The following is a 26,706-nucleotide window of genomic DNA, read 5'->3' as shown; positions in this document are numbered from 1 at the left end:
GGGTCGTTGGCATGATGGGGGCGCCTTGGGTAATGAAAGTGGTTGTCATCCTGCGTAGCGGCACTCGGCGACCGCGGGTTGAGCGAAAATCGCGAGTTCGAGTCGGCGAAATCGGACTTATTGTCTGCGAGATCGCGCTATTGGGCTTGATTGCCTGTTGCTCGCTGTTGTCGGCGTTCTTCGCACGCGAAGACATGCGATTCACCTGTGCCGAAGCGGCGGTCCCTGCCATGATGTGGCGGGACGCCCGGCCAGCGTCACTTCGGATCCATGCGCCAGATCTCAGTTCCAGCGACCGCAGGCGTTTCTTGCGCGAGATGATGGTGGAATGGTGCGCATGAGCTTCACCACCCGCAACAAGATCGACGTCACCGTATCGCTTGCTGCCGACGTAATCGCTGCAGTCGAGATCCTGCCACGAGTCCGGCCGCCGCTGGCGCGGCTGTTCGCCGGCAAGCAGGCCTTGTCGTTGCTCAAGGCTCTGCCGCGGCTCTTCGCGTTGTGTGCCGCTGCGCAACAAACTGCATTACTGTCCGCGATCGAGGCCGCGCGCGACCAAGAGATCATGTGCTCGACAAAGCAGCGTCGTATTGCCGTCGTCGTTGCCGAGCGCATCGCAGAATTGCTGCGTAGTCTCTTTGTCGGACAGCTCACGCCGAACATCGCCAATGCGGCTGCGATCCGCTCCCTGATGCGGGGAATGTCAGTGCTTGTCGGCAGCGCGCAGCCTGCCTGCGGCTCTGCGCGACGCGAAGCGATAGCGCAGATTGTGACTGCGCTGGCCGCGCTCGGCATAACGAATGAAGACGGCGCGCTGAGGCCAGGTAGCCCATTCGCGCTGCGCATTGCGGCGCTTGATGAGGTCGACTTGAAGTCATTCCCGATCGAGCACTCGTTCCTGTCCGTTGCCGACGACCGCAACATCGTTGAACGGCTGCTCGTGGATGACGCGACTTTTTGCCACTGTCCCGATCTTGCGGGACATGCGCCCGAGACGGGTCCATGGGCGCGCCAAATGACGCGTGATCGGCTCCCGCTGGGCCGGTCGGGTGCGGTCGAGCGGCTGAAGGCCAGAATTGCGGAAATCGTTCGGCTATGCGCTTGGCTCAAGGCCGGTGCTCATACCGATTCGGCGGAGCATGGGATCATCGAAAGCTACAGACTAGGTCCTGGCCGTGCAGCGGCCGCGGTCGAATGCGCCAGGGGGCGCCTCTATCACGCGGTTGAGCTTGATCCTCAGGGCCAGATATCCCGCTTCGAATTTCTTGCGCCCACGGAATGGAATTTCCATCGGCGCGGACCGCTTGTCCGGAGCCTGCAGGGTGCGGTGCTGACGGCGCAACGATATCAGGATGCGGTTCGTGCGGTGATTGCATCGCTCGATCCCTGCGTCGGCTTCACACTCAATTTTCGTGAAATTGGCGATGCATGAAATAGCGCTTTGTCTGGGCATCATCGAAATCGTCGAGCAGGAGTTGCGTCGCCGATCGTTTTCGCAGGTACGGAGCGTCTGCCTGGAAATCGGGGCGCTGAGCCATGTCACGCCCGAAGCGATCATGTTTTGCTTTCCAGCCGCTGCAACGCGGACCGTTGCCGACGGCGCGGTTCTTAAAATCGTCGAACTCCCCGGCCTGGCCTGGTGCATGACCTGTTCGAAGAGCGTCGAAATTGCACGGCGAGGTGAGTGCTGTCCTTGCTGCGGCAGCTATCAGTTGCTGGTCGCCGCGGGCGAACAGATGCGAGTGAAAGAGCTGGAGATCGATTGATGTGTACCGTATGCGGCTGCAGCGAACAGGCGTCTTTAGCCGGACACGCCGAAGCGGATGATGCGCAAGGCCAGGGGCGTTACTATGCTCATGTGCAGGACGATTGCGATCGCAATCATGTCCATCCGCATGGTGACCAAAACCTGCAGCATTCATATCAGGCTCGCCACGGTCATAATCACCACGATCGTCCCGGCCATCAGCAGGCTCATGGTGGGCAGGCGTTTCTGAGCTGCGGCGCCGGCCCGGCTGCCTTGAAGGTCGCGGGCATGAGCAGCGAGCGGGTCATTCAGATCGGGCGCGATATCCTTGGCAAGAATAATGGGATCGCGGCGGACAACCGCACGCGCTTCGTGGCCGATGATCTGCTCGTGTTTAATCTTGTGTCCAGTCCCGGTGCAGGCAAAACGTCGCTGCTTGTCCGTGCCGCGTCCGAGCTCAGGCGCAGCCGCCCGATCGGGGTCATCGAAGGCGACCAGCAGACCTCAAACGATGCCGAACGCATTCGGGCGGTCGGCGTGCCAGCTATTCAAATCAATACCGGCAAGGGTTGCCATCTCGATGCTGCAATGATTGGCGAGGCTTATCGCCGCTTGCCGCGGCTCACGCGAGGTATTCTCTTCATCGAGAACGTCGGTAATCTGGTCTGTCCCGCAGCCTTCGATCTTGGCGAATCCTGCAAGATCGTGGTGTTATCGACGACCGAAGGTGAAGACAAGCCGCTCAAATATCCTGATATGTTTGCCGCTTCTTCGCTCATGCTGATCAACAAGATTGATCTGGCGTCAGTGCTTGAGTTCGAGTTGGGCAGGACTATCGAATATGCAAGGCGCGTCAATCCAACGATCGAAGTGCTCACGGTTTCGGCGCGTACCGGCGAGGGTTTTGGCGCGCTCTACGCTTGGATCGATAAACAGGCGGCGCATCAGAGGCGCGCCTTTGAGGACACAAGGCGATGAGCGTCATCGCCGCTTGCGGAGACCGAAGACGGCTGCGCGTGCGCGTAAGCGGGGCTGTGCAAGGAGTGGGCTTTCGTCCCTACGTCTATGGCCTCGCTACGCGGTACGGATTGGCGGGATTTGTCATCAATGGCCCCGAGGGCGTCACGATCGAGGTCGAGGGTGACCGTGCATCGGAGTTTGTCGCCGCTTTGCCGCTCGAGACACCTCCACTGGCATGCATCGACCACATCTGCGTTCAGGAGACCGCGGCGCTCGCGGCGAAAGACTTTTTGATCGGCACGAGCGAAGGTGGCAAGTTGTCAACGCGGATCGTCGCCGATGCCGCGACTTGCCAGCAATGCCTCAGTGAGTTGTTCGATCCAGAAAGTCGCCATTACCTTTATCCCTTCATCAGTTGCTCGCATTGCGGCCCGCGCTATACCATCGCCGAACAGCTGCCGTACGATCGCCGCAACACGGTCATGGAGGCTTTTAGGCTTTGTGCCGCCTGCGTGGCCGAATATGTTGATCCGGCGAGCCGCAGATTCCATGCGGAGGCGATCGCGTGTCCGACATGCGGCCCTCGGCTCAGCCATGGGATCAACGCCATTGTCGCGGCGATCGCCAGCGGCCAAATCGTGGCGATAAAGGGGCTGGGCGGGTACCAGCTGCTTTGCGATGCGCGCAACCAGGGCGCCGTGCAGCGCTTGCGCAGCAGAAAGCAGCGCCTTGAGAAGCCGTTTGCGGTCATGGTCGGTTCCATAGAGCGGGTCAATGAGATCGCGGACGCCAATGCACCCGAACTTGCGCTACTCGAATCCGTAGCTCGCCCCGTCGTCCTTCTAGCTACGCGCAATCATCTAGCGCCCGGCATAGCTCCTGGCTTATCGCGTGTGGGTGTCATGCTGCCTGTGGCCCCGCTGCATCACCTCATCTTTCATGCGCTTCGCTCGACAGGAGCATGGCTTGAGGGGCCCGGCCCCGTCATCGTCGCGACCAGTGCCAATCTTTGCGGCGAACCGCTCCTGATCGACAACGCGCAGGCGCTGCGGCGGCTCGAGGGGATCGCCGACCTTGTCGTGACCCATGATCGCGAGATCCTAACGCGTGCCGATGACTCCGTGGTGTCGGTGGTGGCGGGCCGACCCCAATTCATTCGTCGCGCCCGTGGCTATGTTCCCGAACCGATCCGGCTCGCGAGGTCTGTGCTGCCGGTGCTCGCCGTCGGCGGCGCGCTGAAATCGACCGTCACCATCACGCGGGACAACGAAGCGTTCGTGTCCCAGCATATTGGCGATCTCGATACGGCCGAAGGCATCTGTGTGTTCGAGGAGACGATCCGGCACCTCACATCGACCCTTGGCGTGGAGCCTGTCGTCATCGCGCATGATCTGCATCCCAATATGGCCTCTACCCGGTTTGCGGAAGCAAGCGGCCGCGCGCGGGTCGCTGTCCAGCATCACCACGCACATGCTGCCGCCGTCATCGCTGAGCATGGCCATACGGGACCTGCGCTTGCGCTGGTGCTCGACGGCCATGGCTTTGGCTCCGACGGCGGCAACTGGGGTGGTGAGCTATTGTTGTGCGAAGGGACGAGGTGTCGACGCATCGGGCATTTCGCGCCCCTGCAAATGCCTGGCGGAGATCGGGCAGCCCGCGAGCCGTGGCGCATGGCGAGCGCAATATTGCAGTCGCTCGGCCGGGGAAACGAAATTGGGCCCCGCTTTGCAGCGCAACGGCAGGCTGAGCGCGTACAGGCATTGCTTGATCAGCCGGGCGGGGCCACCACGACCAGCGCGGGCCGATTGTTCGATGCAGCGGCGGCGCTGCTGGGGATTGCGATTGTGCAGAGCTATGAGGGCGAAGCCGCGATGAAGCTCGAGGCGCTGGTGCGGCGGACTGCGATTTTCGATGCCGGCTGGACGATCGATGGCGGCGTGCTGTCGCTTCGTCCGCTGTTTGCACGCTTGATTGCAGACAAGATTGACGCCGTCGACGGAGCCGGGCTGTTTCATGGCACCTTCGCCGCCGCCTGCATTGACTGGGTCACGCGCTCTGCGCGAACGACCGGGGTCAATACCGTCGTTCTAAGCGGCGGCTGCTTCCTGAACGTGGTGCTGGCGGATGAAATCCAGCGCGGTTGCAGCAGCGTCGGTCTCATCCCTCTGATGCCACGGCAGCTGCCACCCAATGATGGTGGCTTGAGCCTTGGCCAAGCCTGGATTGCCGCTCTGCAGATTGCTGAACAGTCGTCAGCCCTGGAAGGAACAGCCTGATATGTGTCTTTCGGTCCCGGCAGAGATCGCGAAAATTCTTCCCCACGACATGGCGATCGTGTCCATCGACGGCGTCAGCCTGGAAGTATCGATCGCTCTCATCGACGAACTCGACGTCGGCGACTACGTCCTTGTCCATGTCGGCCATGCGCTGGCCAAGATCGACCCGATAGAAGCCAAGCGCACGATGGAGCTCCTGCAAGAGCTAGGCAGCGCAGGGCTGGAGCTCCGATCATGAAATATGCCGACGAATTTCGCGACAAGACCATCGCGCAGGGCCTGGCGCGTGCGATTGGCGCCGAGGCCGGTCCACAAAGGACCTATCGGTTCATGGAATTCTGCGGCGGACACACGCATGCGATCTCCCGCTACGGACTGGAGGATTTGCTGCCCGCGAACGTCCGCATGATCCACGGGCCGGGTTGTCCCGTCTGCGTTCTGCCCGCCAGCCGGATCGACATGGCGATCCGGCTTGTCGAGCGGCCGGAGGTCACTCTGTGCGTCTACGGCGACCTGATGCGCGCGCCCGGGTCGCAAGGACAGTCCCTGTTGCGAGCCAAAGCGCTCGGCGCTGACATTCGGATAGTCTATTCGACTCTCGACGCTATCCGGCTCGCCGAACAGGTGCCGAGCCGGGAGGTGGTCTTCTTTGCCATCGGATTTGAGACCACGACGCCCCCGACAGCGGTGATGATCCGGATTGCTGAGAAGAAGAAGCTGAAGGGCCTCAGCGTGTTCTGCAACCACGTGCTCACACCGTCTGCGATGCACAGCATTCTCGAGAACCCGAAGATCCGCAATATCGGCGGGGTCGCAATTGACGGCTTCGTCGGGCCCGCACATGTCAGCACCATCATCGGTACGCGGCCTTATGAGCCTCTGGCGGAACAATTCGGTAAGCCGATCGTGATCGCGGGATTTGAACCGCTCGACGTCATGCTGGCGATCCTGATGCTGGTGCGGCAGGTGAACGAAGGCCGTTATGAGGTGGAGAACCAATACAGCCGCGCGGTGACGCGCGAAGGCAATCGGCGTGCCAAGGACGAGGTCTTGCAGGTACTCGAACTGCGGGAGCAGTTCGAATGGCGTGGGCTTGGACTCGTACCCAACAGCGGACTGAAGCTGAAGCGGGCTTACGCGCGATTTGATGCCGAGGCGCGTTTTGCGATGCACGAGCTGCGTGTCGCCGACAATCCGGCGTGCGAGTGCTGCGCGATCCTGCGCGGCGCCAAGCGGCCGGTCGACTGCAAGCTATTTGGAACCGACTGCACGCCGGAAACTCCCATAGGGTCCTGCATGGTCTCATCGGAAGGTGCTTGTGCCGCGTATTGGACCTATGGCCGAGTTCGCCATGATGGGGTGAGGCGGATGTCATGAGCGTAAAGGCCTATCAACGCAAGCTCGACCTCGAGAACGGACGCGTTGATCTTTCCCACGGATCCGGGGGCCGTGCCATGGCACAGCTGATCTCGGGCGTTTTTCACCACGCCTTCGGCAATGAATGGCTGGCCCGCTGCAATGATCAGTCGGCATTTGACGTTACGACAGGCAGGATGGTGATGACGACCGATAGCTATGTGGTTTCGCCGCTGTTCTTTCCCGGCGGCAATATCGGGTCACTCGCCGTGCACGGCACGATCAATGATGTCGTCATGGCCGGCGCGCGTCCACTCTATCTATCGGCCAGCTTCATCATCGAGGAGGGTTTCCGGTTTTCGGATTTGAAGACGATTGCGGATTCGATGGGCGCAGCGGCGCGCGGCGCCGGCGTTTACATCATCACCGGGGACACCAAGGTCGTCGAGCGCGGCAAGGCGGATGGTCTGTTCATCTCCACGACCGGGATCGGGGTTCTGGCCGATGGGCTCGATCTCTCCGCCGACAAAGCAAGGGTCGGGGACCGTGTCCTGGTGTCCGGTAGCCTCGGCGATCATGGGGTGGCGATCATGTCAACGCGCCACAACGTCGCCTTTCAAATCGAGATCGTCTCGGATTCCGCAGCGCTGCATAACCTTGTAGCCGTCATGGTTGCGGCCGGTGGCCGCGGCATCCGGGTGATGCGTGACCCCACGCGCGGCGGTCTTGCCGCCTCCCTCAACGAGATTGCGCATCAATCTGGGCTCGGGTTCCGTCTGCAGGAAGCGGCCATTCCGGTGAAGCCCGCGGTTGCGGCCACTTGCGAACTCCTTGGGCTTGATCCGATCCATGTCGCCAATGAGGGCAAGCTCGTTGCGATCGTCGCGCCCGATTTGGCCGATGCCGTGCTTGCAGCCATGAAGGCGCATCCGCTCGGATGTGATGCAGCTGATATTGGCGAGGCGGTAGCTGACGATCACAAATTTGTGCAGATGGCGACCAGTTTCGGCGGCGGACGAATTGTCGATTGGTTGTCGGGCGAACAATTGCCCCGAATCTGTTGAACACGTCACGCCCATTTGCCGCGGGCATGAAGGCGTCATGCATACGCATCTTCCGAGTTTTGGGAAACCAAATTTGAGATCAATGGTCATTAGCCATCAGCACCGACAAACGAGCCTAAAATTTGCGGCCAGTCCTGCTCAGCTGCCGGGCTGCGATGATCACTCGTCAAGAAATTCGGCAAGGCTTGGTTTTCGTTGTTAGCTTTACCACGACCCGAGAACCCAATTCGAAACGATTTATTGCCATCGCGCAGTTCGCGGTAGCTCAAACCAGGCAAAGTCGTTGCTGCCACTTGCCACTCCAGGGCTGAAGGGAGGCGCGGGCCGCTCTTACGAGGCTCTTTACAAGGCTTCGACTTGCATCGTTGCGCTCGATTTTGGACCTACTGTTGCACAAGAGCAGCTTTGAGATCAGAGAGTCGCGATCTCCTCTCCTGGATCTAGGCGGCTCAGGAGAACGGCCTGACCACCAAGGTTCCATGCAGTCATTGACCTTGCGTATAGCCAACACGTGATTCGCAGGCAATGAGATGAGGATACGTTCGCCCAGAGCGGAAGGCCCCCTTGTGAGCGGCGGAAGGCAATTCCCTAGACGCTATCAAGACGTCCACCGTTCCATTATATCCCCTTCTTTTTCAGCAGCGGGCTGCCATTGCGGTCGAGAGCCTGTTCGCTTCGGCCGCGGAGGGAACGATGCTTAAGCTCAGAGTGGTCATTCAATCCGCCCAATATCTGCTTGTTTGAAATCCTGCGCCGCTGCTCAAAGATCGCTGAATTCCTGCACCATTTGCGCGCCTGCGTCGCAATATCGCTGCGCTCTTCCGGTTAGAAAAGCTCTTCGGGCAGGGAGTTTTCAAATGAAGGTCGGCGTTCCAAAGGAAATCAAGGCGGACGAATATCGCGTGGGCCTTACCCCTGGAGCTGTTCGCGAATACGTGGCCGCGGGCCACCGCGTGATGATCGAGACCAATGCCGGCGCGGGCATTGGTGCAACGGACGACGATTACCGCAACGCCGGCGCAGCGATTCTAACTTCCGCAGTTGAGGTATTCGCATCGAGCGACATGATCGTAAAGGTCAAGGAGCCTCAGCCGTCCGAATGGAGCCAGCTGCGGGAGAGCCAGATCCTCTTCACTTATCTGCATCTGGCCCCGGACCCGGAGCAAGCCAAGGGGCTCCTAAAATCCGGGTGCACCGCGATCGCCTATGAGACCGTAACTGATGCGCATGGTGGTCTTCCACTGCTGGCACCGATGAGCGAGGTCGCGGGTAGACTTGCGATCGAAGCGGCGGGTAGCGCCCTGAAGCGGAGTGCAGGCGGACGAGGGCTGTTGATCGGTGGGGTGCCCGGTGTTCAGCCGGCCCGGATCGTGGTGATTGGAGGTGGCGTCGTTGGTACGCACGCGGCGCGCATGGCGATCGGTTTGGGCGCAGAGGTCACCATCGTCGACCGCTCGATACCCCGGCTCCGCGAGCTGGATGAGCTATTTGAAGGGCGCGTTCGGACCAGGTTCTCGACCATCGATTCGGTGGAGGAGGAGGTATTTGCGGCCGACGTGGTGATTGGTGCGGTGCTCGTTCCAGGTGCGAGCGCGCCGAAGCTAGTCCGGCGGGGCATGCTGAGCTCGATGCGTAAGAGGGCGGTGATCGTGGACGTCGCTATCGATCAGGGCGGTTGCTTTGAGACGTCGCACCCAACGACTCACGCTGATCCAACTTACGAAGTGGATGGCGTCATTCATTATTGCGTGGCCAACATGCCCGGCGCCGTGCCGCTGACCTCGAGCCAAGCACTGAACAACGCCACGTTGCCGTTTGGCCTGGCTCTGGCCAACAAGGGTTTTTCCGCCGTGCTCGAAAATCCGCACCTGCGCGCCGGCCTCAATGTCCATCGGGGCCGGCTAACTTACAAGGCCGTGGCCGAGAGCCTCGGGCTCCCCTTCTCACCGATCGACCAGGCTGCGGCCTGATCCCAGAGGCCCTTACGGGGCATTTCCTCCCTGACTTGGGCCACCCTTCGGGGTGGCATTTTTTTCGGCTCTATCAATCCGCAAAGCGCCGCTGGCAGTTGTTTGGAACGTGGAGCGAAGCCGGGATCACCAGACGATCACAATTGGATTTCTGCCCTCCTCGGGCTGCGAAACAATGTACTTTCGCCCCACACTGGGCGCCTGAATGTAGGTTTGCCGGCGGGGATTGCACATTGCGTGCAGCGGCTCACCCTGAGAGCCCGCGATCATTGGAGTGTGGCTTTATCTGGCGCGATCGCCGCGACCGTTTCCGGCCGTGCTGTGGAGACGCGCCGAATCCGCCGCCGTCCGGTGAGCAGAGCCAATAAGATGGGTCAGGGCGATCTGACGCGGCAGCGGAGCACTCGGGACGAGGCGCGGCTTGATTGTAGCCGCGTCACCGCAGCCATCGGAACGATGGCGCCCTGGGGTTGCGAACGCGGTCCACCTGGTCGGTTGACCGCCGTCAGATCGACGATCTGCACAAACCACGGCATCGAGATCAAGCCACCGCGATGCCGATTGTAGGATTTGCGACACGCCGTCGAGGCGGCGACAAGCGCTATGGAAAATAGCCGAGACAAATCAAGCCTAGGCTCTTGGCACAAGACTTGAACGCAAGAAACCGTCCCGCACCTTCTGCTTATGGAATCGCAGTGATGGCCTACAAGATAATCGCGTCCCAGTGCACCGTCTGCGGTGCGTGTGAGTTTGAATGTCCCAACGCCGCGATCAGCCTTAAGAACGACATCTATGTGATCAATCCGACCAAGTGCACCCAATGTGAGGGGCATTTTGACGCGCCGCAATGCGCCGTCGTTTGCCCGGTGCCCGAGACCTGCGTGCCGGCATAAGGAGTAGCTGATGAGTGGGGCTCCGGCGCGAAACATGATGACGACACTACCGACGGCGTCCGTCTTTTGGATTCGACGCCTGATTCTCGCGCTCGCCGGCCCCGAGTTGGCCGTGACTTGCGCGATCAGCTCGGAGAGGGCGCGCCGGAACTGGCTGGAGTCGTCCTTGCGCGCGCGGAGTGGGCAATGGTAGCTGTACAAGAGACGGTCGAGCGCGTCCGGCGCATCGACGTCGACCAGTATCGATATGGGTTTGAGACGCAGATCGAGTCCGACAAGGCCCCGAAGGGGCTGTCGGAAGACACCGTCCGCTTCATCTCTGCAAAGAAGAATGAGCCGGCCTGGATGCTGGAATGGCGCCTGGAGGCGTATCGCCGCTGGCTGACCATGACCGAGCCGACCTGGGCGCGCGTGAACTATCCGAAGATCGACTATCAGGACATCTACTACTACGCGGCGCCGAAGCCGAAGAAGACGCTGTCCTCTATCGACGAGATCGATCCGGAAATCCTCAAGACCTACGAGAAGCTCGGCATTCCCTTGCGCGAGGTTGCGATCCTCGAAGGCGTCGAGCCGCCGCCTGGTGGCGCGCCGTCGCCCAGCCGCAAGATCGCGGTCGACGCCGTGTTCGATTCGGTGTCGGTGGCGACCACCTTCCAGAAGGAGCTGAAGGCGGCCGGCGTGATCTTCATGCCGATCTCGGAGGCGATCCGCGAGCATCCCGAGCTGGTGCAGAAATATCTCGGCACCGTGGTGCCGACCACGGACAATTACTTCGCGACGCTGAACTCGGCGGTGTTCTCCGACGGCTCGTTCGTTTACGTGCCGCCGGGCGTGCGTTGCCCGATGGAGCTGTCGACCTATTTCCGCATCAACGAGCGCAACACCGGCCAGTTCGAGCGCACGCTGATCATCGCCGACAAGGGCTCCTACGTCTCCTATCTTGAAGGCTGCACCGCGCCGCAGCGCGACGAGAACCAGTTGCACGCCGCCGTGGTCGAGTTGGTCACACTCGACGATGCCGAGATCAAGTATTCGACGGTGCAGAACTGGTACCCCGGCAATTCCGAGGGCAAGGGCGGCATCTACAATTTCGTCACCAAGCGCGGCGACTGCCGCGGCAGGAATTCCAAGATCTCCTGGACCCAGGTCGAGACCGGTTCGGCGATCACCTGGAAATATCCGAGCTGCATCCTGCGCGGCGACAATTCGAGCGGCGAGTTCTACTCGATCGCGATCTCGAACGGTTTCCAGCAGGTCGATAGCGGCACCAAGATGATCCACCTCGGCAAGAACACGTCGAGCCGGATCATCTCCAAGGGCATCGCCGCCGGCAAGTCGCGGAACACCTATCGCGGCCTCGTCAGTGCGCATCGTAAAGCCACCGGCGCGCGCAACTACACCGCCTGCGATTCGCTCCTGATCGGCGACAAATGCGGCGCGCACACCGTGCCCTATGTCGAGGCCAAGAACTCCTCGGCAACGTTCGAGCATGAAGCGACCACGTCGAAGATCTCCGAGGACGTGCTGTTCTACTGCGTGCACAGAGGCTTAAGCGAGCAGCAAGCCATCGGCCTCGTCGTCAACGGTTTCGCGAAGGACGTGCTGCAAAAACTGCCGATGGAATTCGCGGTGGAGGCACAGAAGTTGATCTCGGTCTCGCTCGAGGGATCTGTCGGATAACTAAACGTTCCGCAAGCCCCCCGAATACGGCTCGCGTTCCGGATGACGCATTTCAGGGATCAGATCAGAATGGCGCTACTCGAAGTCCGAGATTTGCATGTTGGTGTCGAGGACCGCGAAATTCTTCGCGGCTTGGATCTTAAGATCAATGCGGGTGAGGTGTACGCGATCATGGGGCCGAACGGCTCCGGCAAATCGACGCTCTCCCACGTCATCGCCGGCAAGCCGGGCTATGAGATCACCGGCGGACAGATCCTGTTCAGGGGCGAGAACCTCCTGGAGATGGAGGCCAATGAGCGCGCCGCCAAGGGCGTGTTCCTGGCGTTCCAGTATCCGGTCGAGATTCCCGGCGTGACCACCATGGACTTCCTGCGTACCGCGCTGAACACCCAGCGCAGGGCGCGCGCCCAACAGGAATTCTCCACCCCCGAATTTTTGAAAAAGGTCCGCGAGGTCGCCAAGTCGCTCAACATCCCACAGGACATGCTCAAGCGCGGCGTCAATGTCGGATTTTCCGGCGGCGAGAAGAAGCGCAACGAGATCTTGCAGATGGCGCTGTTCGAGCCGAGTCTGTGCATCCTGGACGAGATAGATTCCGGCCTCGACATTGACGCGCTGCGGATTGCCGCCGACGGCGCCAACGCACTGCGCTCGCCGGAGCGCGCGATGGTCGTCATCACCCACTATCAGCGGCTGCTCGACTACATCGTGCCCGATGTCGTGCACGTGATGTCGAAGGGCCGGGTGGTGAAGAGCGGCGGTAAAGAACTCGCGCTGGAGCTCGAGGCTTGTGGCTACGCCCAGTTCGAGGACGCGGCCTGACCGCTCAAGGAATTTCCTGATGAAGCAGGTTTTAGCCAAAGCCGGCGCCGCAGGCGCAATGGGCAACGTCTTCGCCGCGGCGCATGGACGGCTGCCTGGCACAGGCCCTGTCGCCCATATCCGTACAAGGGCATTCGAGGCCTATGAGCGTGTCGGCCTCCCGCATCGGCGTACGGAGGCCTGGAAATACACCGATCTACGCGCCCTGATCGGCGAGGTACTGCCACTCGCTCCGCGACCGGACGCAGCTGCACTGCTGCGCGCACAGGCGTCGACCGAGCAAAGAGCTGCCGATCAGGCGGTCAAACTCGTTTTGGTGGATGGCATATTCGCACCCGAGCTATCCGACGTCGGCAGGCTGGAGAATGGGGTCGATGTGCGGTCGTTGCGAGAGGTTCTGGAGAACTCGGCCAATAACGCGATAGCAGGTCTGGTGCTGTCGACGACGACTGATGCGGTGATCTCGCTCAATGCCGCAATGGCGACCGATGGCCTGGTCATAACGATCGCTGAGGGCCATGCGGTGAAGCGTCCGATTCAGATCGTTCACGTTGCTACCGGATTGTCGGTGTCCAACTTTACGCGGTCCTATCTGCAGCTCGATCAAGGGGCGCATGCGGCTGTGGTGGAAACGTTCGTTTCAGCTGAAGGCGCGAGCGGCTATCAAACCAACGATGCGATCATCGTCCTGGTTGGGGACGAGGCGAGCCTTTCGCACGTCCGGGTGGCAGCCGATGCCGCTGACGCCGTGAACATCTCTTCGGGGATCATTGCAGTCGGCGCCGGGGCGAAGCTCAATCTCTTCAACATGACCTGCAGCGGTTCCATCAGTCGCTATCAGGGATTCGTCACGCTGGCCGGCGAGGGATCCAAGCTCTCGGCGAACGGGGTCAATCTTCTCAGGGAAAAGCAGCACGCCGATACAACAATCGTAGTCGACCACGCCGTACCACATTGCAGCAGTCGGGAGACGTTCCGCGCGGTCGTCGATGATTGCGGCCGCTCGGTGTTCCAGGGCCGAATCGTCGTTCGTCCCGCCGCGCAGAAGACGCACGCCACGCTGACGACGCGCGCGCTGCTTCTGTCCGACCAGGCCGAGGCGGACAATAAGCCAGAACTTGAAATCTTGACTGACGACGTGACCTGCGGCCACGGATCGACATCAGGTGCGCTGGATGGCACTCTCGTATTCTATCTGCGCGCTCGGGGTCTATCCGAGAAGGATGCGCAAACGCTGCTGATCAAGGCATTCCTCGGAGAGTCGATTGAGCAGATCGCCGCCGAGAATCTGCGCGATTTTGTGACCGTTCAGGTTGAACACTGGCTGCAGGCGCGGCGATGAGCGTGCATCCCGCGATTAGCAATGGTCGCTACGAGGTCAACCGTCTGCGTACGGACTTTCCTGCGCTGGCCATGACGGTGTACGGCAAGCCGCTCGTTTACCTCGATAACGCTGCATCCGCGCAAAAGCCGAAGGCGGTGCTTGACCGTATGATGCAGGTGTATTCCAGCGAGTATGCCAACGTACATCGTGGCTTGCACTACCTCGCTAACGCGGCGACCGAGGCGTATGAAGGTGCCCGTACCAAGGTGGCGCGGTTTGTGAACGCACGTCTAAACGAGGAGATCGTCTTCACCCGCAGCGCCACGGAGGCCATCAATCTGGTCGCCCAGACCTTTGGCCGTGAACGCATCACCCCGGGTGATGAGATCGTTCTGTCTATTATGGAGCACCACTCCAATATCGTGCCGTGGCATTTTCTAAGGGAACGGCTCGGCGCAGTCATCAAATGGGCGCCAGTGGATGATGACGGCAACTTCCTGCTCGATGCATTTGAACGGCTCTTGACCCCGCGCACAAAGATGGTTGCGATCACCCAGATGTCGAACGTGCTAGGTACCGTCCTGCCGATGAAAGACGTCGTGGGGATCGCACATGCACGTGGTATCCCGGTGCTGGTCGACGGCTCGCAAGGATGTGTCCATCTGACCGTCGACGTCTGCGACATCGATTGCGATTTCTACGTGATGACAGGCCACAAGCTCTATGGTCCGACCGGGATCGGCGTGCTTTACGGCAAGTCTGAACATCTGGCATCGATGCCGCCCTTCAACGGTGGCGGCGAGATGATCCGTCAGGTCTCGCGTGCCGGCGTCATCTATGGTGATCCGCCGCATCGGTTCGAGGCGGGGACGCCGCCGATCGTCGAGGCGATCGGTTTGGGGGCGGCTGTGGATTACATCAATGCGATAGGCAAGGAGCGGATTCGCAAGCACGAGAACGCGCTGCTCGCTTACGCGCAGGAGAAGCTGGGGAACATCAACTCCGTGCGCATGATCGGGACGACGGCCGATAAGGGGCCGGTCATCTCCTTTGATATGAAAGGCGCGCATGCCCATGATATTGCCACCGTCATCGACCGTGCCGGAGTAGCAGTGCGTGCGGGGAGCCATTGCGCGATGCCGCTGCTCGAGCGCTTCGGCGTGCTGGCGACATGCCGCGCATCTTTCGGACTTTACAACACATGTGAAGAGATTGATACGCTCGTGCGGGCGCTCATCAGGGCGCGGCAGCTGTTCTCGTGAGCCGGCGAGCTTGCCACGTCTAAGTGGCTAGGCCAGTTTGTATTGACCTCGGGCTGATGATGAGGTCATGCCCATTGGGCATCATCGTCATCGCAGAGGTAAGTCTCTGGAGGTCTTGGCAAGCCCCGCAGTCGGCCAGCCGGCCTGGCGGGTGGCTTCCTCGTTACGGGCCGCTGCCCCGCCAGCCTGATCGCGAAGTACAGCGAACGGCAGCCCGCACGCCGTAAATCGTGCGGTGCAATTTCCCATATAGTCAGCACTTGTTCCATTTCCAACAGGACCAAACGAAGGCTCGCCGGGCAAAGCGCGATGTCGCGTTTGCAACAACACCCAGTCCCGGACAACGAAATGCGCTAATCGATTTCAATCATTCGGCTTTTTGTGCTCACGCCGCACTGGCATGCTCGTTGCAAAAGTCCTGGTCAAGAAGTCGCTCTCCCACCCTTGAAGGACATCAGCATGAGTCTCGCCACGACCCAGAGCATCGCAGAAATCAGGGCTCGCAACAAAGAGCTGATTGAGGAGGTGCTGAAGGCCTATCCGGAGAAGACCGCGAAACGTCGCGCCAAGCATCTCAACGTTCACCAAGCCGGCAAGTCCGACTGCGGGGTCAAGTCCAACATCAAATCCATTCCCGGAGTGATGACCATCAGAGGCTGCGCCTATGCAGGGTCCAAGGGGGTGGTCTGGGGACCGATCAAGGACATGGTCCATATCAGCCATGGCCCGGTTGGCTGCGGTCAGTATTCGTGGGGCTCGCGGCGCAATTACTACGTCGGCACGACGGGCATCGATAGTTTCGTGACCCTGCAATTCACCTCCGATTTCCAGGAAAAGGATATCGTATTTGGTGGTGACAAGAAGCTGGTCAAAGTCATTGACGAAATCCAGGAGCTCTTCCCACTCAACAACGGCATCACCATCCAGTCGGAATGCCCGATCGGGCTGATCGGGGACGACATCGAGGCCGTGTCGAGAGCGAAATCCAAGGAATATGACGGCAAGACCATCGTGCCGGTCCGCTGTGAGGGCTTTCGCGGCGTGTCGCAGTCGCTCGGCCACCACATTGCCAACGATGCGGTGCGCGATTGGATTTTCGACAAGCTCGAGCCCGACGGCAATTCAAAGTTCGAGCCGACGCCGTACGATGTTGCGATCATCGGAGATTACAATATCGGCGGCGACGCCTGGTCATCGCGAATTCTGCTGGAGGAAATGGGACTGAGGGTGATTGCGCAGTGGTCCGGTGACGGTTCACTCGCCGAACTCGAGGCAACGCCGAAGGCAAAGCTCAACATTCTGCATTGCTACCGTTCCATGAACTACATCTCCCGCCACATGGAAGAGAAGTTCGGTATCCCCTGGTGCGAGTATAACTTCTTCGGACCTTCAAAGATCGCAGAATCGCTGCGCAAGATTGCGGGCTATTTCGACGATAAGATCAAGGAAGGCGCCGAGCGGGTGATTGAAAAGTACCAGCCGCTGGTAAACGCCGTGATCGCAAAATATCGTCCTCGCCTGGAGGGCAAGACCGTGATGCTGTACGTCGGCGGACTTCGTCCGCGTCACGTGATTGGCGCATACGAGGATCTCGGGATGGAAGTCGTAGGCACCGGATACGAGTTCGGCCACAACGATGACTATCAGCGCACCGCCCAGCACTACGTGAAGGACAGCACGCTCATCTACGACGACGTCAATGGCTATGAGTTCGAGCGCTTCGTCGAAAAACTCCAGCCCGACCTGGTCGGCTCGGGCATCAAGGAAAAATACGTCTTCCAAAAGATGGGGGTGCCATTCCGGCAAATGCATTCCTGGGACTATTCGGGCCCATATCACGGCTATGACGGCTTTGCGATCTTCGCACGCGACATGGACATGGCTGTCAACTCGCCGGTCTGGAAGAAGACGAAGGCGCCCTGGAAAGAAGCGCCGAAAGCCAGGCTCTTGGCTGCGGAATAAAGCAAGTAATCTCGCTCTCTGCGGAGAGCTCTGGCGATACCAAATTCGATAGTGAAGGATCTTAACAATGGCGCAGAGTGCAGAACACGTGCTCGATCATCTCGAACTGTTCCGCGGTCCAGAATACCAGCAGATGCTGGCCACCAAGAAAATATTCGAGAATCCCCGCGATCCCGCTGAGGTCGAACGTATCAAGGAATGGACGAAAACACCGGAATACCGCGAGAAGAATTTTGCGCGGGAGGCGTTGGCGGTAAATCCGGCCAAGGCCTGCCAACCGCTTGGCGCCGTATTCGCCTCAGTTGGCTTTGAGGGCACGCTGCCATTCGTCCACGGCTCGCAAGGCTGCGTGGCCTATTACCGCAGCCATCTGTCGCGGCACTTCAAGGAACCGAGCTCCTGCGTCTCTTCGTCGATGACGGAAGATGCTGCGGTATTTGGCGGCCTGAACAACATGATCGATGGGCTCGCCAACAGCTACAACATGTACAAACCCAAGATGATCGCCGTTTCCACGACCTGCATGGCAGAGGTGATCGGTGATGACCTCAACGCCTTCATCAAGACGTCTAAGGAGAAAGGCTCTGTTCCGGCGGAGTTCGACGTGCCGTTCGCGCACACGCCAGCGTTCGTCGGCAGCCACGTCACCGGCTATGACAACGCGCTCAAGGGCATTCTGGAGCATTTTTGGGATGGCAAGGCCGGAACAGCGCCAAAGCTAGAGCGCAGGCCAAACGAGGCAATCAACATCATTGGCGGGTTCGATGGCTACACCGTCGGAAACCTTCGCGAGATTAAGCGCATCTTGGCATTGATGGGCATCCAACACACGATACTGGCCGATAATTCGGAAGTCTTCGATACCCCGACAGATGGCGAGTTCCGCATGTATGACGGCGGCACCACGTTGGAAGACGCGGCAAACGCGGTTCACGCCAAGGCGACAATCTCCATGCAGCAGTGGTGTACGGAAAAAACGCTGCCGTTTGTATCTGAGCATGGTCAGCACGTCGTGTCTTTCAATTACCCGGTGGGCGTATCCGCAACGGATGACGTTCTCGTGGCATTATCACGCATCAGCGGCAAGGAGATTCCTGAGACACTCGCGCGAGAGCGTGGCCGCTTGGTTGATGCCATCGCTGACTCCAGCGCGCACATCCATGGCAAGAAGTTTGCGATCTATGGCGATCCAGATCTCTGCTATGGGTTAGCTGCCTTTCTGCTCGAACTTGGCGCCGAGCCGACCCATGTGCTGTCAACCAACGGCAATAAGGCGTGGCAGGAAAAAATGCGGGCGCTGTTTGCAAGCTCACCGTTCGGGCAGAGCTGCCAGTCCTATCCGGGCCGGGACCTCTGGCATATGCGCTCGCTCTTGTTCACCGAACCGGTCGATCTTCTGATTGGCAACACCTATGGCAAGTATCTCGAGCGTGACACTGGAACGCCACTGATCCGCATCGGCTTTCCGGTTTTTGATCGGCATCACCATCACCGCTCCCCTGTATGGGGCTATCAGGGCGGCCTGAATGTGCTGGTGAAGATCCTCGACAAGATCTTCGACGAAATCGACAAGAAGACCAATGTTCTTGGCAAAACTGACTACAGCTTCGACATCATTCGTTGATGACGAACAGTGCGCGTGCCATCGCCGAAAACACTCGGCGATGGCACAGGCGCACGATGGGTGACCTTGCAATTGGCTTCGGCTGAGAGGAAAAACGGATGAATTCGCTAGCGGCCACCGTCCAGAATATTTTCGACGAGCCGGGCTGCGCCAAGAATGGCAGTAAGTCGGAGGCTGAGCGCAAGAAGGGCTGCACTAAGCAGCTGCAGCCGGGCAGTGCTGCGGGCGGCTGTGCCTTCGACGGCGCCAAGATTGCGCTGCAGCCGTTTACCGACGTCGCTCACCTGGTGCATGGTCCGATCGCGTGTGAAGGCAACTCCTGGGACAATCGCGGCGCGGCGTCTTCCGGCTCGAATCTGTGGCGCACCGCATTCACAACCGACATGAACGAAACTGATATCGTGTTTGGAGGCGAGAAGCGACTTTGTAAAGCGATCAAGGAAATCGTGGACAAGTGCGACCCGCCCGCCATCTTCGTCTATCAGACCTGCATCCCGGCGATGATCGGTGACGACATCGACGCCGTCTGTAAGGCGGCATCCAAAAGGTTCGGCAAGCCGGTGATCCCGATCAACTCCCCGGGGTTCGTTGGTTCCAAGAACCTCGGTAACAAGCTCGCCGGCGAGGCCTTGCTCGACCATGTGATCGGAACGCGGGAGCCGGACTGCACCACGCCGTACGACATCAACCTGATCGGAGAATACAATCTCTCGGGAGAGCTCTGGCAAGTGAAGCCATTGCTAGATGAGCTCGGAATCCGGATTCTCTCCTGCATCTCGGGCGACGGCAAATATGGCGAAGTCGCTTCATCCCATCGCGCGCGGGCGGCGATGTTGGTGTGCTCAAAGGCCATGATCAACGTCGCACGCAAGATGGAGGAACGCTACGGGATCCCGTTCTTCGAAGGGTCGTTCTACGGTATCCAGGATTCAAGCGATTCGCTGCGTCAGATTGCCCGCTTGTTGGTTGAACGCGGCGCGCCGAAGGAGCTGCTCGGGCGCACCGAAGCGGTGATCGCGCGCGAGGAAGCGTGGGCCTGGGCTGCGATCGAGCCGTACCGGCCACGTTTGAAAGGCAAGAAGGCTTTGTTGATTACCGGCGGCGTCAAGTCGTGGTCGGTCGTTGCCGCACTGCAGGAAGCCGGGCTCGAATTGGTCGGAACCAGTGTGAAGAAGTCGACAAGGGAGGACAAGCAACGCATCAGGGAGCTTGTGGGGCAAGATGCCCACATGATCGAGGATATGACGCCGCGGGAAATGGACAAGATGCTGAAGGACGCAAAAGCGGACATCATGCTATCGGGCGGCAAATCGCAGTTCGTCGCGCTGAAAGCGGCGGTGCCCTGGCTCGATATCAACCAGGAGCGTTGCCACGCCTATATGGGCTATGTCGGCATGGTCAAACTAGTGGAGGAGATCGATAAGTCGCTCTCCAATCCGATGTGGGAACAGCTACGTCGACCGGCGCCGTGGGAGGCCTTGGCCAAGGCGAAGAAGCAAATGCAATCGACGGTGGCCGGGATCGCCCGCGATCCGGCGCTCGCCGAAACGCCGCGCCGCGCGAGGAAAATCTGCTTCTGTAACACGGTCGATCTCGGCACGATCGAGGATGCGATCTACTGGCACGGTCTGAGGAGCGTCGAGGCAGTCAGAGAGCACACGAATGCGGTCGGTGGTTGCTGCAAGAAACGTATCGAGGAGATCTTGGTGTCCTCGCCATCTGCCATGCTACACGCCGCAGAATAGGGAGGTGTCATGGTGATCGTCACGGCATCGACAAAAGCCTGCGCGGTCAACCCGCTGAAGATGAGCCAGCCGATCGGCGGCGCATTCGCCTTCATGGGGCTGCGTGAGGCGATGCCGCTTCTGCACGGCTCGCAAGGGTGCACTTCCTTCGGGCTCACGCTCTTTGTGCGGCATTTCAGGGAGGCCGTACCGCTGCAGACCACCGCGATGAGCGAGGTCTCGACCGTGCTCGGCGGCCATGAGAATCTCGAGCAGGCGATACTGAATATCTACAACCGCGCCAAGCCAAAGATCATCGGAATCTGCTCGACCGGTGTCACCGAGACCAATGGTGACGATGTGGATGCCTACCTCAAGCTCATCCGGGACAAGCATCCGCAACTCGCTAAATTGGCGCTGGTCTATGTCTCGACTCCCGATTTCAAGGGTGCGTTCCAGGACGGCTGGGAGAAGGCTGTGGCGCGCATCGTGGAGTTGTTGGTGGAGCGGCCCCACGTCAATGGCCTTCGCGATCCCTCGCGAGTGAATGTTCTTCCAGGATGTCACCTCACGCCGGGTGATCTTGACGAACTCCGTGTCATTCTGGAGGATTTTGGGTTGCGGCCGTCCTTCCTGCCTGATCTGGCGGGATCGCTCGATGGGCATATCCCCGATGAGTTTACGGCAACGACCATCGGCGGCATCGGCGTCGACGAAATTGCGAGCATGGGCCGCGCTGGGTGGACGATAGCAATCGGCGCGCAGATGCGGCGCGCGGCAGAGGTCATGCAGGCCAAGAGCGGCGTGCCATTTCGCCTCTTCGAGCGGCTGTGCGGCCTCGGTCCGAACGACGAATTCATGACGTTTCTAAGCGAAATCAGCGGTCGGCCCGTACCATTGAAATATCGGCGCCAGCGCGGCCAGCTCACCGATGCGATGCTGGACACACACTTCCATATTGGCGGTCGCAGACTCGCGATCGCCGCTGAGCCGGATCTCTTATTGGATCTCTCCAGTATGCTGCACGACATGGGTGCGCAGGTGTGCGCGGCCGTAACGACCACGCCGTCGCAGGTGATCGAGCGGATCAAAACCAAGCAGGTGCTAATTGGCGATCTTGGAGATCTGGAAGAGCTTGCCAGAACCAAGCATTGCGACTTGCTGATCACGCATTCGCACGGCAGGCAAGCGGCGGCTCGGCTGAAAATCCCGTTCTATCGTGTGGGTTTTCCGATGTTCGATCGACTGGGCGCAGGACACCAATTATCCGTCGGTTATCGTGGTACGCGCGATTTGATCTTTGACATCGCCAATCTCGTGATCGCGGACCGCGAGGAGAACCATCAGCCTACACCGGACAGATGGCGGGCTGCGGCCGCACTGCCACCGAAATCCGGGCACCGCAGCTCCATCGGTGCAGCCGAGAGGTCCATTGCATGAAGGTCGCATTCGCCACTCAAGACCTAAGACGCGTCGATGCCCATTTTGGTTGGGCAAAGAATATCGCTATCTACGATGTCGCGCCAAGCGGGCACGTGTTTCTCAAAGCGGTTGAGTTTGAGGGCGATCTCAAGGAAGACGGCAACGACGACAAGTTGGCGCCGAAGATCGAGGCGATTAAGGATTGCTCAATCCTTTACGTCGCCGCTATTGGCGGTGCCGGCGCTGCGCGGGTGGTCGCCAACAAGATCCACCCTATCAAGGTGAACAAGCCAGAAGACATCCTAGTGCTGCTGGAAAAGCTCGAGCGTGTCCTGAAGGGAACGCCACCTCCCTGGCTACGCAAGGTCATGGCGAGGGACCAACGGCGCACTTTCGAGTTCGACGAATGAGATGATATGACCGCAGAAATAGAGCAGGGCAGTGCCGTCGATTTGCCGTTCCTCAGGGAGCTAGTCCAGATTTGTCGCGCCGAGGATACCAACGGAGCCTGGGAGGCCAAGAGCGATCTCGACCTGCTCGAACCCTATATCCTGGACAAGGAGAAGCGGCGCGCATTGCCGATTGTCGGCGATCCTGATCCCGATACGCTGTGGCGGCTGGAGCTGTTCTTCAATGCGGTCGCACTCTCGATCGAACGGGTCACCGGCGTGATGATCCAGCCGATCCTGAAGATGCATCATGAAGGCTTTGGCCGCATGGTGCTGATCGGAGGCCGGTTGATCGCCGTGAACAAGCAACTGCGCGATGTGCATCGCTTCGGCTTCGATAACCTCGCAAAGCTCGCGCAGGAGGGTGACAAATATGTCAGGGACGGGGTCGACCTGATCCGGAAATTTCCAGATGTGGCAAACTACTGAGGGCACTCATGAGCGATCGTGAAACACTGAAGGCAGAACTGAAGAAGCTGTCGAGCAAAGCGCTGCAAGCCAAAATGGATCTGCACGACCTTTCGGAAGAATTGCCCATCAATTGGACCTCGATCATGGCTGTGGCGCAGAAGGCGCACGATGCCTTTGCCGAACTCGAGCGCAAGGGCCATGATTTGAAGTCGCTGGAAAATACCTAGAGAGGCCCTACTCATGTCATTTGCAACGCGCGATGGCCGCGACTGGACGCCAGACTATCTGATCTCAATCGATGCCAAGAAGTGCATCGGCTGTGGGCGCTGTTTCAAGGTGTGCGGCCGGGATGTCATGACGTTGAAAGGAATCAACGAGGAAGGCGAACTTGTCGACCTCGGCGATGACGAGGACGATGAGATCGAAAAGAAGATCATGGTTCTGAGTGATCAGGGTGCCTGCATCGGCTGCGGCGCCTGCGCCAGGGTTTGCCCGGCCAACTGCCAGACTCACGTTTCAGCCACAGCTGAAGCAGCCTGACCGGCCGGCCGGGTCCCTCTCGCGGCAGACGCGAAATGTGGGAGGGGATGGACCCATTGTTGATCACGTGAACCCGCAACGGAGATTTTGCCCACGCGCTGTGATGGCCTCGTTTGTCAAGACGGAGCGAGCGGAGACATTGCGGCTAATCCTGCTTAATCGGCAAGGCAAGCACATAGCACGGCACCGTCAAGTTAACGAATTAGGGCGGCCGAGGGGGCAGATGACGGGCATGCCGACCACCCCGGACCCTCTTTATCGCCGCCATCGCTTCCCACCGGAAGTGATCAGTGATGCCGTTTGGTTGTATTTCCGGTTTCCCTCAAGCTTGCGCATGGTCGAGGAAATGCTGGCGGCGCGTGGCATTGGCGTGACCTATGAAACCGTGCGCCAGTGGGGACGGAAAAAATTCGGCAAGGCGTTCTCCTGTTGGATACGCCAGCGCGCTCCCGCTCGCGGTGACAAATGGCATCTGGACGAAGTCGTTATCTCGATCGCGGGCGAACAACATTGGCTCTGGCGCGCGTCGACCAGAATGGCTTCGTTCTCGACGTCTTGATCCAGCGCCGAAGAGCGAGCGGATCATCAAGCGTTTCAAATCGTCCCATCACGCTCAACGGTTTCTGTCAGTTCACGATCAGGTCGCGAACCTTTTCCATATCCCCTATCCCGGAGCCGTTACTGCCGACTTCCGTCGCGCTTCGCGCGAGCGAGCCTTTGCGACTTGGCGCGACATCTCCACGACAAGCGCTATCGCCGAACCTCGAACCTTTGAGAAGCGCCTCCTTCAGCTCGACGGTCGCGAAGCCAGCGTCCTGGGCCTATAGGCACCCCGTTCCTGGTAATGCTGCGCGCCCCGCTTCGCGGCGAAGCGCTCAAGCCCGCCGGATGAGGGACTGCCTAGCTCTGCACTTGACGTAACCCTTCGGTCCACTTGACTTGCCCCCGCAAGCGATGGGGTTCGCGCTCGTCGCGCTATGGACCAAGCGGATCCGGATTCAGCTTCAGGAATCTATCGTCTACCTTGACGCCGAAGCCGTCTGGCCGTCTTGCCGTCGGGAAAGTTCTCGGCCACATGCGCCATCCAACACAGCGAGATGTCGGAGAGGCGGGCTTCGTTTTCCGGAAAGCTACCGCCGACATCGGAGTGGTTTCCGGCGAACCACACCTGCTGCAGCCGATCCGGATGCTTGAAATATCGCGCAAGGGCTGCCCCGCACATTCAGCGCGAGAGCAGGCCTTTGTCGGGCACTTGCTGCGCCGGTTGTCGGCATTGAGACTCAATGCCAGAAACCTGACACTACGCGCCGCTACAAAGTGCCTGCTGAGCCTGCGAATTCACTTTGGCACGCGAGTTGCTCTGTTCACGGCATCATCACCAATCGCAGTGCGATGGTCTTCGGGACGGACACGGCGCGCGTCGCTGTTCACGTCTGCTCCGTTCCGACGGCTTGCTCTGGCAATGACTTGGCGCTCGGTTGTGGACCGAGAAAATGCAGGGAAGCGTTGGATGCGATCTAGAGTTCTTCTTTGGAAGCCACAACAAATGCGCTCGTCGCGAGCGGTGCAACCAAAGCGGCAGACCTTGAGCCAGGAGTGAAACTGCCACCGGCGGTGTGGGACTGGTCCGGAGGCTACATTGGCGGACACGTCGGTGGCGGTACGGTCGAACCTCCTTCACCAATCCCTACGGTCAGTCGATCTATGGCGATGCCGACAGGTTCGATGTCACCCGGCGGCACAACCCGCACCTGTCGTTCGGCTAGGGCCGTATTTCTGCCTGGGCGCTGCGCTGGCGCGCCTGGAATTGCGATGCGCCTTTACCGCGCTGTTCGTGCGGCTGGAGGATCTGGCGCTGACCATCGCCGCGGAGGAGTCGTCGCCGTGCCGTCTTGCGTCATTCGCTGCCCGCAGCGCCTGCCGGTCACTTGCCGCCCTTCCATCGCTTAGAGAGTGAAGTGCCACCATGCCCGAACAACCCTTGCCAACGCTGCCGATGTGGCGCGTCGATCACATCGAGCCCTCGCCTGAGATGTTGGCGCTGCGCGCCAACGGTCCGCTCCACCGCGTGCGCTTCCCGTCCGGGCACGAAGGCTGGTGGGTGACGGGCTACGACGAGGCCAAGGCGGTGCTGTCCGACGCGGCGTTCCGGCCCGCGGGAATGCCGCCGGCGGCATTCACCCCGGATTCGGTGGTTCTCGGTTCGCCGGGGTGGCTGGTCTCGCACGAGGGGGCCGAGCATGCCCGGTTGCGCACGATCGTGGCGCCGGCCTTCAGCGACCACAGGGTGAATGGGCTCGCGCCGCAGGTCGAAGCGATCGCCGCGCAGTTGTTCGAGACGCTGGCGGCCCAGCCCCAACCCGCCGACCTGCGGCGCCACCTCTGCTTTCCGCTTCCGGCCATGGTCATCAGCGCGCTGATGGGCGTGCTCTACGAGGATCACGCCTTTTTCGCCGGGCTGTCCGACGAGGTGATGACTCACCAGCATGAAAGCGGCCCGCGCAGCGCGTCACGCCTGGCCTGGGAAGAGCTGCGCGCCTACATTCGCTGCAAGATGCAGGACAAGCGCCAGGATCCGGGCGACAACCTGCTGACGGATTTGCTCGCGGCGGTCGACCAGGGCAAGGCGACCGAGGAAGAGGCGATCGGCCTGGCGGCGGGCATGCTGGTGGCAGGTCACGAGAGCACCGTCGCGCAGATCGAATTCGGCCTGCTGGCCATGCTCCGCCATCCGCAACAGCGCGAACGCCTGGTCGCCGATCCATCCCTGGTGGACAGGGCGGTGGAGGAAATTCTGCGCATGTACCCGCCGGGCGCGGGCTGGGACGGCATCATGCGCTATCCAAGGACCGACGTGACCATCGCGGGCGCGCATATTCCCGCGGAGAGCAAGGTGCTGGTCGGCCTGCCGGCGACCTCGTTCGATCCGTGCCATTTCGACGACCCGGAAATCTTCGACATCGGACGCGATGGAAAGCCGCACCTGGCGTTCTCCTACGGGCCGCACCATTGCACCGGCGTGGCGCTGGCCAGGCTCGAACTCAAGGTGGTGTTCGGTTCGATCTTCCAGCGCTTTCCCGCGCTGCGCCTGGCCGTGGCGCCCGAAGAACTGAAGTTGCGCAAGGAGATCATCACTGGCGGGTTCGAGGAGTTCCCGGTGCACTGGTGATGCGCGGACGTCGCCGGGATCGCGATCTTCTCCGCAATTTGCAATTTG

25 protein-coding genes and 1 pseudogene are annotated in these 26,706 nt (G+C 60.2%); 24 read left to right on the top strand and 2 right to left on the bottom strand.

Annotation, left to right across the window (positions count from 1 at the left end):
* The first annotated feature begins 11 nt into the window (after positions 1-11).
* From ACE10Z_RS36890 to hypE, 8 genes are read left to right on the top strand one after another with little or no spacing between them, the layout of a single operon-like run.
* The gene (locus tag ACE10Z_RS36890; RefSeq protein WP_375785093.1) at positions 12-341 is read left to right on the top strand and encodes a hypothetical protein; all 330 of its coding nucleotides are present in this window, start codon (positions 12-14) and stop codon (positions 339-341) included.
* The gene (locus ACE10Z_RS36885) at positions 338-1,432 is read left to right on the top strand and encodes a hypothetical protein (RefSeq protein ID WP_375785092.1); all 1,095 of its coding nucleotides are present in this window, start codon (positions 338-340) and stop codon (positions 1,430-1,432) included. Before ACE10Z_RS36890 ends, ACE10Z_RS36885 begins: the two co-directional genes overlap by 4 nt.
* Positions 1,425-1,766 (top strand): hydrogenase maturation nickel metallochaperone HypA, encoded by a 342-nt coding sequence (hypA, locus tag ACE10Z_RS36880; protein WP_375785091.1) that lies wholly within the window; start codon positions 1,425-1,427, stop codon positions 1,764-1,766. Before ACE10Z_RS36885 ends, hypA begins: the two co-directional genes overlap by 8 nt.
* Positions 1,766-2,725 (top strand): hydrogenase nickel incorporation protein HypB, encoded by a 960-nt coding sequence (gene hypB / locus ACE10Z_RS36875; RefSeq protein WP_375785090.1) that lies wholly within the window; start codon positions 1,766-1,768, stop codon positions 2,723-2,725. The genes hypA and hypB overlap by 1 nt, the downstream gene beginning before the upstream one ends.
* A complete protein-coding gene (hypF, locus tag ACE10Z_RS36870; RefSeq protein WP_375785089.1) occupies positions 2,722-4,983 on the top strand; it encodes a carbamoyltransferase HypF in 2,262 nt (753 codons plus the stop codon). The genes hypB and hypF overlap by 4 nt, the downstream gene beginning before the upstream one ends.
* Before the next feature lies 1 nt (position 4,984).
* Positions 4,985-5,221 (top strand): HypC/HybG/HupF family hydrogenase formation chaperone, encoded by a 237-nt coding sequence (locus ACE10Z_RS36865; protein ID WP_375785088.1) that lies wholly within the window; start codon positions 4,985-4,987, stop codon positions 5,219-5,221.
* Positions 5,218-6,360 carry a hydrogenase formation protein HypD gene (gene hypD / locus ACE10Z_RS36860; protein WP_375785087.1) on the top strand — a complete coding sequence of 381 codons (1,143 nt, stop codon included), beginning with the start codon at positions 5,218-5,220 and terminating at the stop codon, positions 6,358-6,360. Before ACE10Z_RS36865 ends, hypD begins: the two co-directional genes overlap by 4 nt.
* The gene (hypE, locus tag ACE10Z_RS36855) at positions 6,357-7,403 is read left to right on the top strand and encodes a hydrogenase expression/formation protein HypE (RefSeq protein ID WP_375785086.1); all 1,047 of its coding nucleotides are present in this window, start codon (positions 6,357-6,359) and stop codon (positions 7,401-7,403) included. The genes hypD and hypE overlap by 4 nt, the downstream gene beginning before the upstream one ends.
* A gap of 89 nt (positions 7,404-7,492) precedes the next feature.
* On the opposite strand, the gene ACE10Z_RS36850 is transcribed toward hypE, so the two are convergent.
* A complete protein-coding gene (locus ACE10Z_RS36850; protein WP_375785085.1) occupies positions 7,493-7,696 on the bottom strand; it encodes a hypothetical protein in 204 nt (67 codons plus the stop codon).
* Positions 7,697-8,260: 564 nt separating this feature from the next.
* Between ACE10Z_RS36850 and ald the strand changes: the two genes are divergently transcribed.
* The 15 genes and pseudogenes from ald to ACE10Z_RS36775 form a co-directional block, all read left to right on the top strand.
* The gene (gene ald, locus ACE10Z_RS36845; protein WP_375785084.1) at positions 8,261-9,373 is read left to right on the top strand and encodes an alanine dehydrogenase; all 1,113 of its coding nucleotides are present in this window, start codon (positions 8,261-8,263) and stop codon (positions 9,371-9,373) included.
* A gap of 698 nt (positions 9,374-10,071) precedes the next feature.
* Positions 10,072-10,266, top strand: a complete 195-nt coding sequence (locus ACE10Z_RS36840) for a 4Fe-4S binding protein (RefSeq protein ID WP_342709650.1) — start codon at positions 10,072-10,074, stop codon at positions 10,264-10,266.
* Between the two features lie 186 nt (positions 10,267-10,452).
* On the top strand, positions 10,453-11,949 hold the full coding sequence (gene sufB / locus ACE10Z_RS36835; RefSeq protein WP_375785083.1) for a Fe-S cluster assembly protein SufB: 1,497 nt from the start codon (positions 10,453-10,455) through the stop codon (positions 11,947-11,949).
* A gap of 69 nt (positions 11,950-12,018) precedes the next feature.
* Positions 12,019-12,771, top strand: coding sequence for a Fe-S cluster assembly ATPase SufC (gene sufC, locus ACE10Z_RS36830; protein WP_375785082.1), 753 nt, complete (start codon positions 12,019-12,021; stop codon positions 12,769-12,771).
* A 19-nt stretch (positions 12,772-12,790) separates the two neighbouring features.
* Complete coding sequence (gene sufD / locus ACE10Z_RS36825; RefSeq protein ID WP_375785081.1) at positions 12,791-14,113, top strand: Fe-S cluster assembly protein SufD; 1,323 nt, start codon at positions 12,791-12,793, stop codon at positions 14,111-14,113.
* Complete coding sequence (locus ACE10Z_RS36820; protein WP_375785080.1) at positions 14,110-15,357, top strand: cysteine desulfurase; 1,248 nt, start codon at positions 14,110-14,112, stop codon at positions 15,355-15,357. Before sufD ends, ACE10Z_RS36820 begins: the two co-directional genes overlap by 4 nt.
* Positions 15,358-15,816: 459 nt before the next feature.
* On the top strand, positions 15,817-17,319 hold the full coding sequence (gene nifD, locus ACE10Z_RS36815) for a nitrogenase molybdenum-iron protein alpha chain (protein ID WP_375785079.1): 1,503 nt from the start codon (positions 15,817-15,819) through the stop codon (positions 17,317-17,319).
* A 67-nt stretch (positions 17,320-17,386) separates the two neighbouring features.
* Positions 17,387-18,943 carry a nitrogenase molybdenum-iron protein subunit beta gene (gene nifK, locus ACE10Z_RS36810; protein WP_375785078.1) on the top strand — a complete coding sequence of 519 codons (1,557 nt, stop codon included), beginning with the start codon at positions 17,387-17,389 and terminating at the stop codon, positions 18,941-18,943.
* A gap of 98 nt (positions 18,944-19,041) precedes the next feature.
* Positions 19,042-20,688: a nitrogenase iron-molybdenum cofactor biosynthesis protein NifE gene (gene nifE, locus ACE10Z_RS36805; RefSeq protein WP_375785077.1), complete on the top strand. Its 1,647-nt coding sequence runs from the start codon at positions 19,042-19,044 to the stop codon at positions 20,686-20,688.
* Between the two features lie 9 nt (positions 20,689-20,697).
* A complete protein-coding gene (gene nifN, locus ACE10Z_RS36800; RefSeq protein ID WP_375785076.1) occupies positions 20,698-22,107 on the top strand; it encodes a nitrogenase iron-molybdenum cofactor biosynthesis protein NifN in 1,410 nt (469 codons plus the stop codon).
* Positions 22,104-22,499, top strand: coding sequence for a nitrogen fixation protein NifX (gene nifX / locus ACE10Z_RS36795; RefSeq protein ID WP_375785075.1), 396 nt, complete (start codon positions 22,104-22,106; stop codon positions 22,497-22,499). The genes nifN and nifX overlap by 4 nt, the downstream gene beginning before the upstream one ends.
* Before the next feature lie 6 nt (positions 22,500-22,505).
* A complete protein-coding gene (locus ACE10Z_RS36790; protein WP_375785074.1) occupies positions 22,506-22,967 on the top strand; it encodes a NifX-associated nitrogen fixation protein in 462 nt (153 codons plus the stop codon).
* 8 nt (positions 22,968-22,975) lie between these two features.
* Positions 22,976-23,176: a CCE_0567 family metalloprotein gene (locus tag ACE10Z_RS36785; protein WP_375785073.1), complete on the top strand. Its 201-nt coding sequence runs from the start codon at positions 22,976-22,978 to the stop codon at positions 23,174-23,176.
* Positions 23,177-23,189: 13 nt separating this feature from the next.
* On the top strand, positions 23,190-23,489 hold the full coding sequence (gene fdxB, locus ACE10Z_RS36780; RefSeq protein WP_342709663.1) for a ferredoxin III, nif-specific: 300 nt from the start codon (positions 23,190-23,192) through the stop codon (positions 23,487-23,489).
* 232 nt (positions 23,490-23,721) lie between these two features.
* A pseudogene (locus tag ACE10Z_RS36775) lies at positions 23,722-24,290 on the top strand (transposase); the annotation flags it as partial.
* Positions 24,291-24,501: 211 nt separating this feature from the next.
* On the opposite strand, the gene ACE10Z_RS36770 reads toward ACE10Z_RS36775, so the two are convergent.
* Positions 24,502-24,711, bottom strand: coding sequence for a phospholipase effector Tle1 domain-containing protein (locus tag ACE10Z_RS36770; RefSeq protein ID WP_375785072.1), 210 nt, complete (start codon positions 24,709-24,711; stop codon positions 24,502-24,504).
* A 744-nt stretch (positions 24,712-25,455) separates the two neighbouring features.
* Here ACE10Z_RS36770 and ACE10Z_RS36765 point away from each other — a divergent pair.
* Positions 25,456-26,658 carry a cytochrome P450 gene (locus tag ACE10Z_RS36765; RefSeq protein WP_375785071.1) on the top strand — a complete coding sequence of 401 codons (1,203 nt, stop codon included), beginning with the start codon at positions 25,456-25,458 and terminating at the stop codon, positions 26,656-26,658.
* Positions 26,659-26,706 lie beyond the last annotated feature (48 nt).

Origin of the sequence: Bradyrhizobium sp. Pha-3, assembly GCF_042258615.1 — a bacterium.
Classification (GTDB): Bacteria; Pseudomonadota; Alphaproteobacteria; order Rhizobiales; family Xanthobacteraceae; genus Bradyrhizobium.
This window is presented reverse-complemented; position numbering and strand designations above follow the sequence as displayed.

Coding starts and splice junctions, on each gene's coding strand:
- ACE10Z_RS36840 (WP_342709650.1), top strand. CDS start 10,072: ATGGCCTACAAGATAATCGCGTCCCAGTGCACCGTCTGCGGTGCGTGT.
- ACE10Z_RS36785 (WP_375785073.1), top strand. CDS start 22,976: ATGAGCGATCGTGAAACACTGAAGGCAGAACTGAAGAAGCTGTCGAGC.
- fdxB (WP_342709663.1), top strand. CDS start 23,190: ATGTCATTTGCAACGCGCGATGGCCGCGACTGGACGCCAGACTATCTG.
- hypE (WP_375785086.1), top strand. CDS start 6,357: ATGAGCGTAAAGGCCTATCAACGCAAGCTCGACCTCGAGAACGGACGC.
- ald (WP_375785084.1), top strand. CDS start 8,261: ATGAAGGTCGGCGTTCCAAAGGAAATCAAGGCGGACGAATATCGCGTG.
- nifK (WP_375785078.1), top strand. CDS start 17,387: ATGGCGCAGAGTGCAGAACACGTGCTCGATCATCTCGAACTGTTCCGC.
- ACE10Z_RS36865 (WP_375785088.1), top strand. CDS start 4,985: ATGTGTCTTTCGGTCCCGGCAGAGATCGCGAAAATTCTTCCCCACGAC.
- hypB (WP_375785090.1), top strand. CDS start 1,766: ATGTGTACCGTATGCGGCTGCAGCGAACAGGCGTCTTTAGCCGGACAC.
- sufB (WP_375785083.1), top strand. CDS start 10,453: ATGGTAGCTGTACAAGAGACGGTCGAGCGCGTCCGGCGCATCGACGTC.
- ACE10Z_RS36765 (WP_375785071.1), top strand. CDS start 25,456: ATGCCCGAACAACCCTTGCCAACGCTGCCGATGTGGCGCGTCGATCAC.
- ACE10Z_RS36885 (WP_375785092.1), top strand. CDS start 338: ATGAGCTTCACCACCCGCAACAAGATCGACGTCACCGTATCGCTTGCT.
- hypD (WP_375785087.1), top strand. CDS start 5,218: ATGAAATATGCCGACGAATTTCGCGACAAGACCATCGCGCAGGGCCTG.
- hypA (WP_375785091.1), top strand. CDS start 1,425: ATGCATGAAATAGCGCTTTGTCTGGGCATCATCGAAATCGTCGAGCAG.
- nifX (WP_375785075.1), top strand. CDS start 22,104: ATGAAGGTCGCATTCGCCACTCAAGACCTAAGACGCGTCGATGCCCAT.
- ACE10Z_RS36820 (WP_375785080.1), top strand. CDS start 14,110: ATGAGCGTGCATCCCGCGATTAGCAATGGTCGCTACGAGGTCAACCGT.
- sufC (WP_375785082.1), top strand. CDS start 12,019: ATGGCGCTACTCGAAGTCCGAGATTTGCATGTTGGTGTCGAGGACCGC.
- nifN (WP_375785076.1), top strand. CDS start 20,698: ATGGTGATCGTCACGGCATCGACAAAAGCCTGCGCGGTCAACCCGCTG.
- nifD (WP_375785079.1), top strand. CDS start 15,817: ATGAGTCTCGCCACGACCCAGAGCATCGCAGAAATCAGGGCTCGCAAC.
- hypF (WP_375785089.1), top strand. CDS start 2,722: ATGAGCGTCATCGCCGCTTGCGGAGACCGAAGACGGCTGCGCGTGCGC.
- ACE10Z_RS36790 (WP_375785074.1), top strand. CDS start 22,506: ATGACCGCAGAAATAGAGCAGGGCAGTGCCGTCGATTTGCCGTTCCTC.
- ACE10Z_RS36770 (WP_375785072.1), bottom strand. CDS start 24,711: ATGTGCGGGGCAGCCCTTGCGCGATATTTCAAGCATCCGGATCGGCTG.
- nifE (WP_375785077.1), top strand. CDS start 19,042: ATGAATTCGCTAGCGGCCACCGTCCAGAATATTTTCGACGAGCCGGGC.
- sufD (WP_375785081.1), top strand. CDS start 12,791: ATGAAGCAGGTTTTAGCCAAAGCCGGCGCCGCAGGCGCAATGGGCAAC.
- ACE10Z_RS36890 (WP_375785093.1), top strand. CDS start 12: ATGATGGGGGCGCCTTGGGTAATGAAAGTGGTTGTCATCCTGCGTAGC.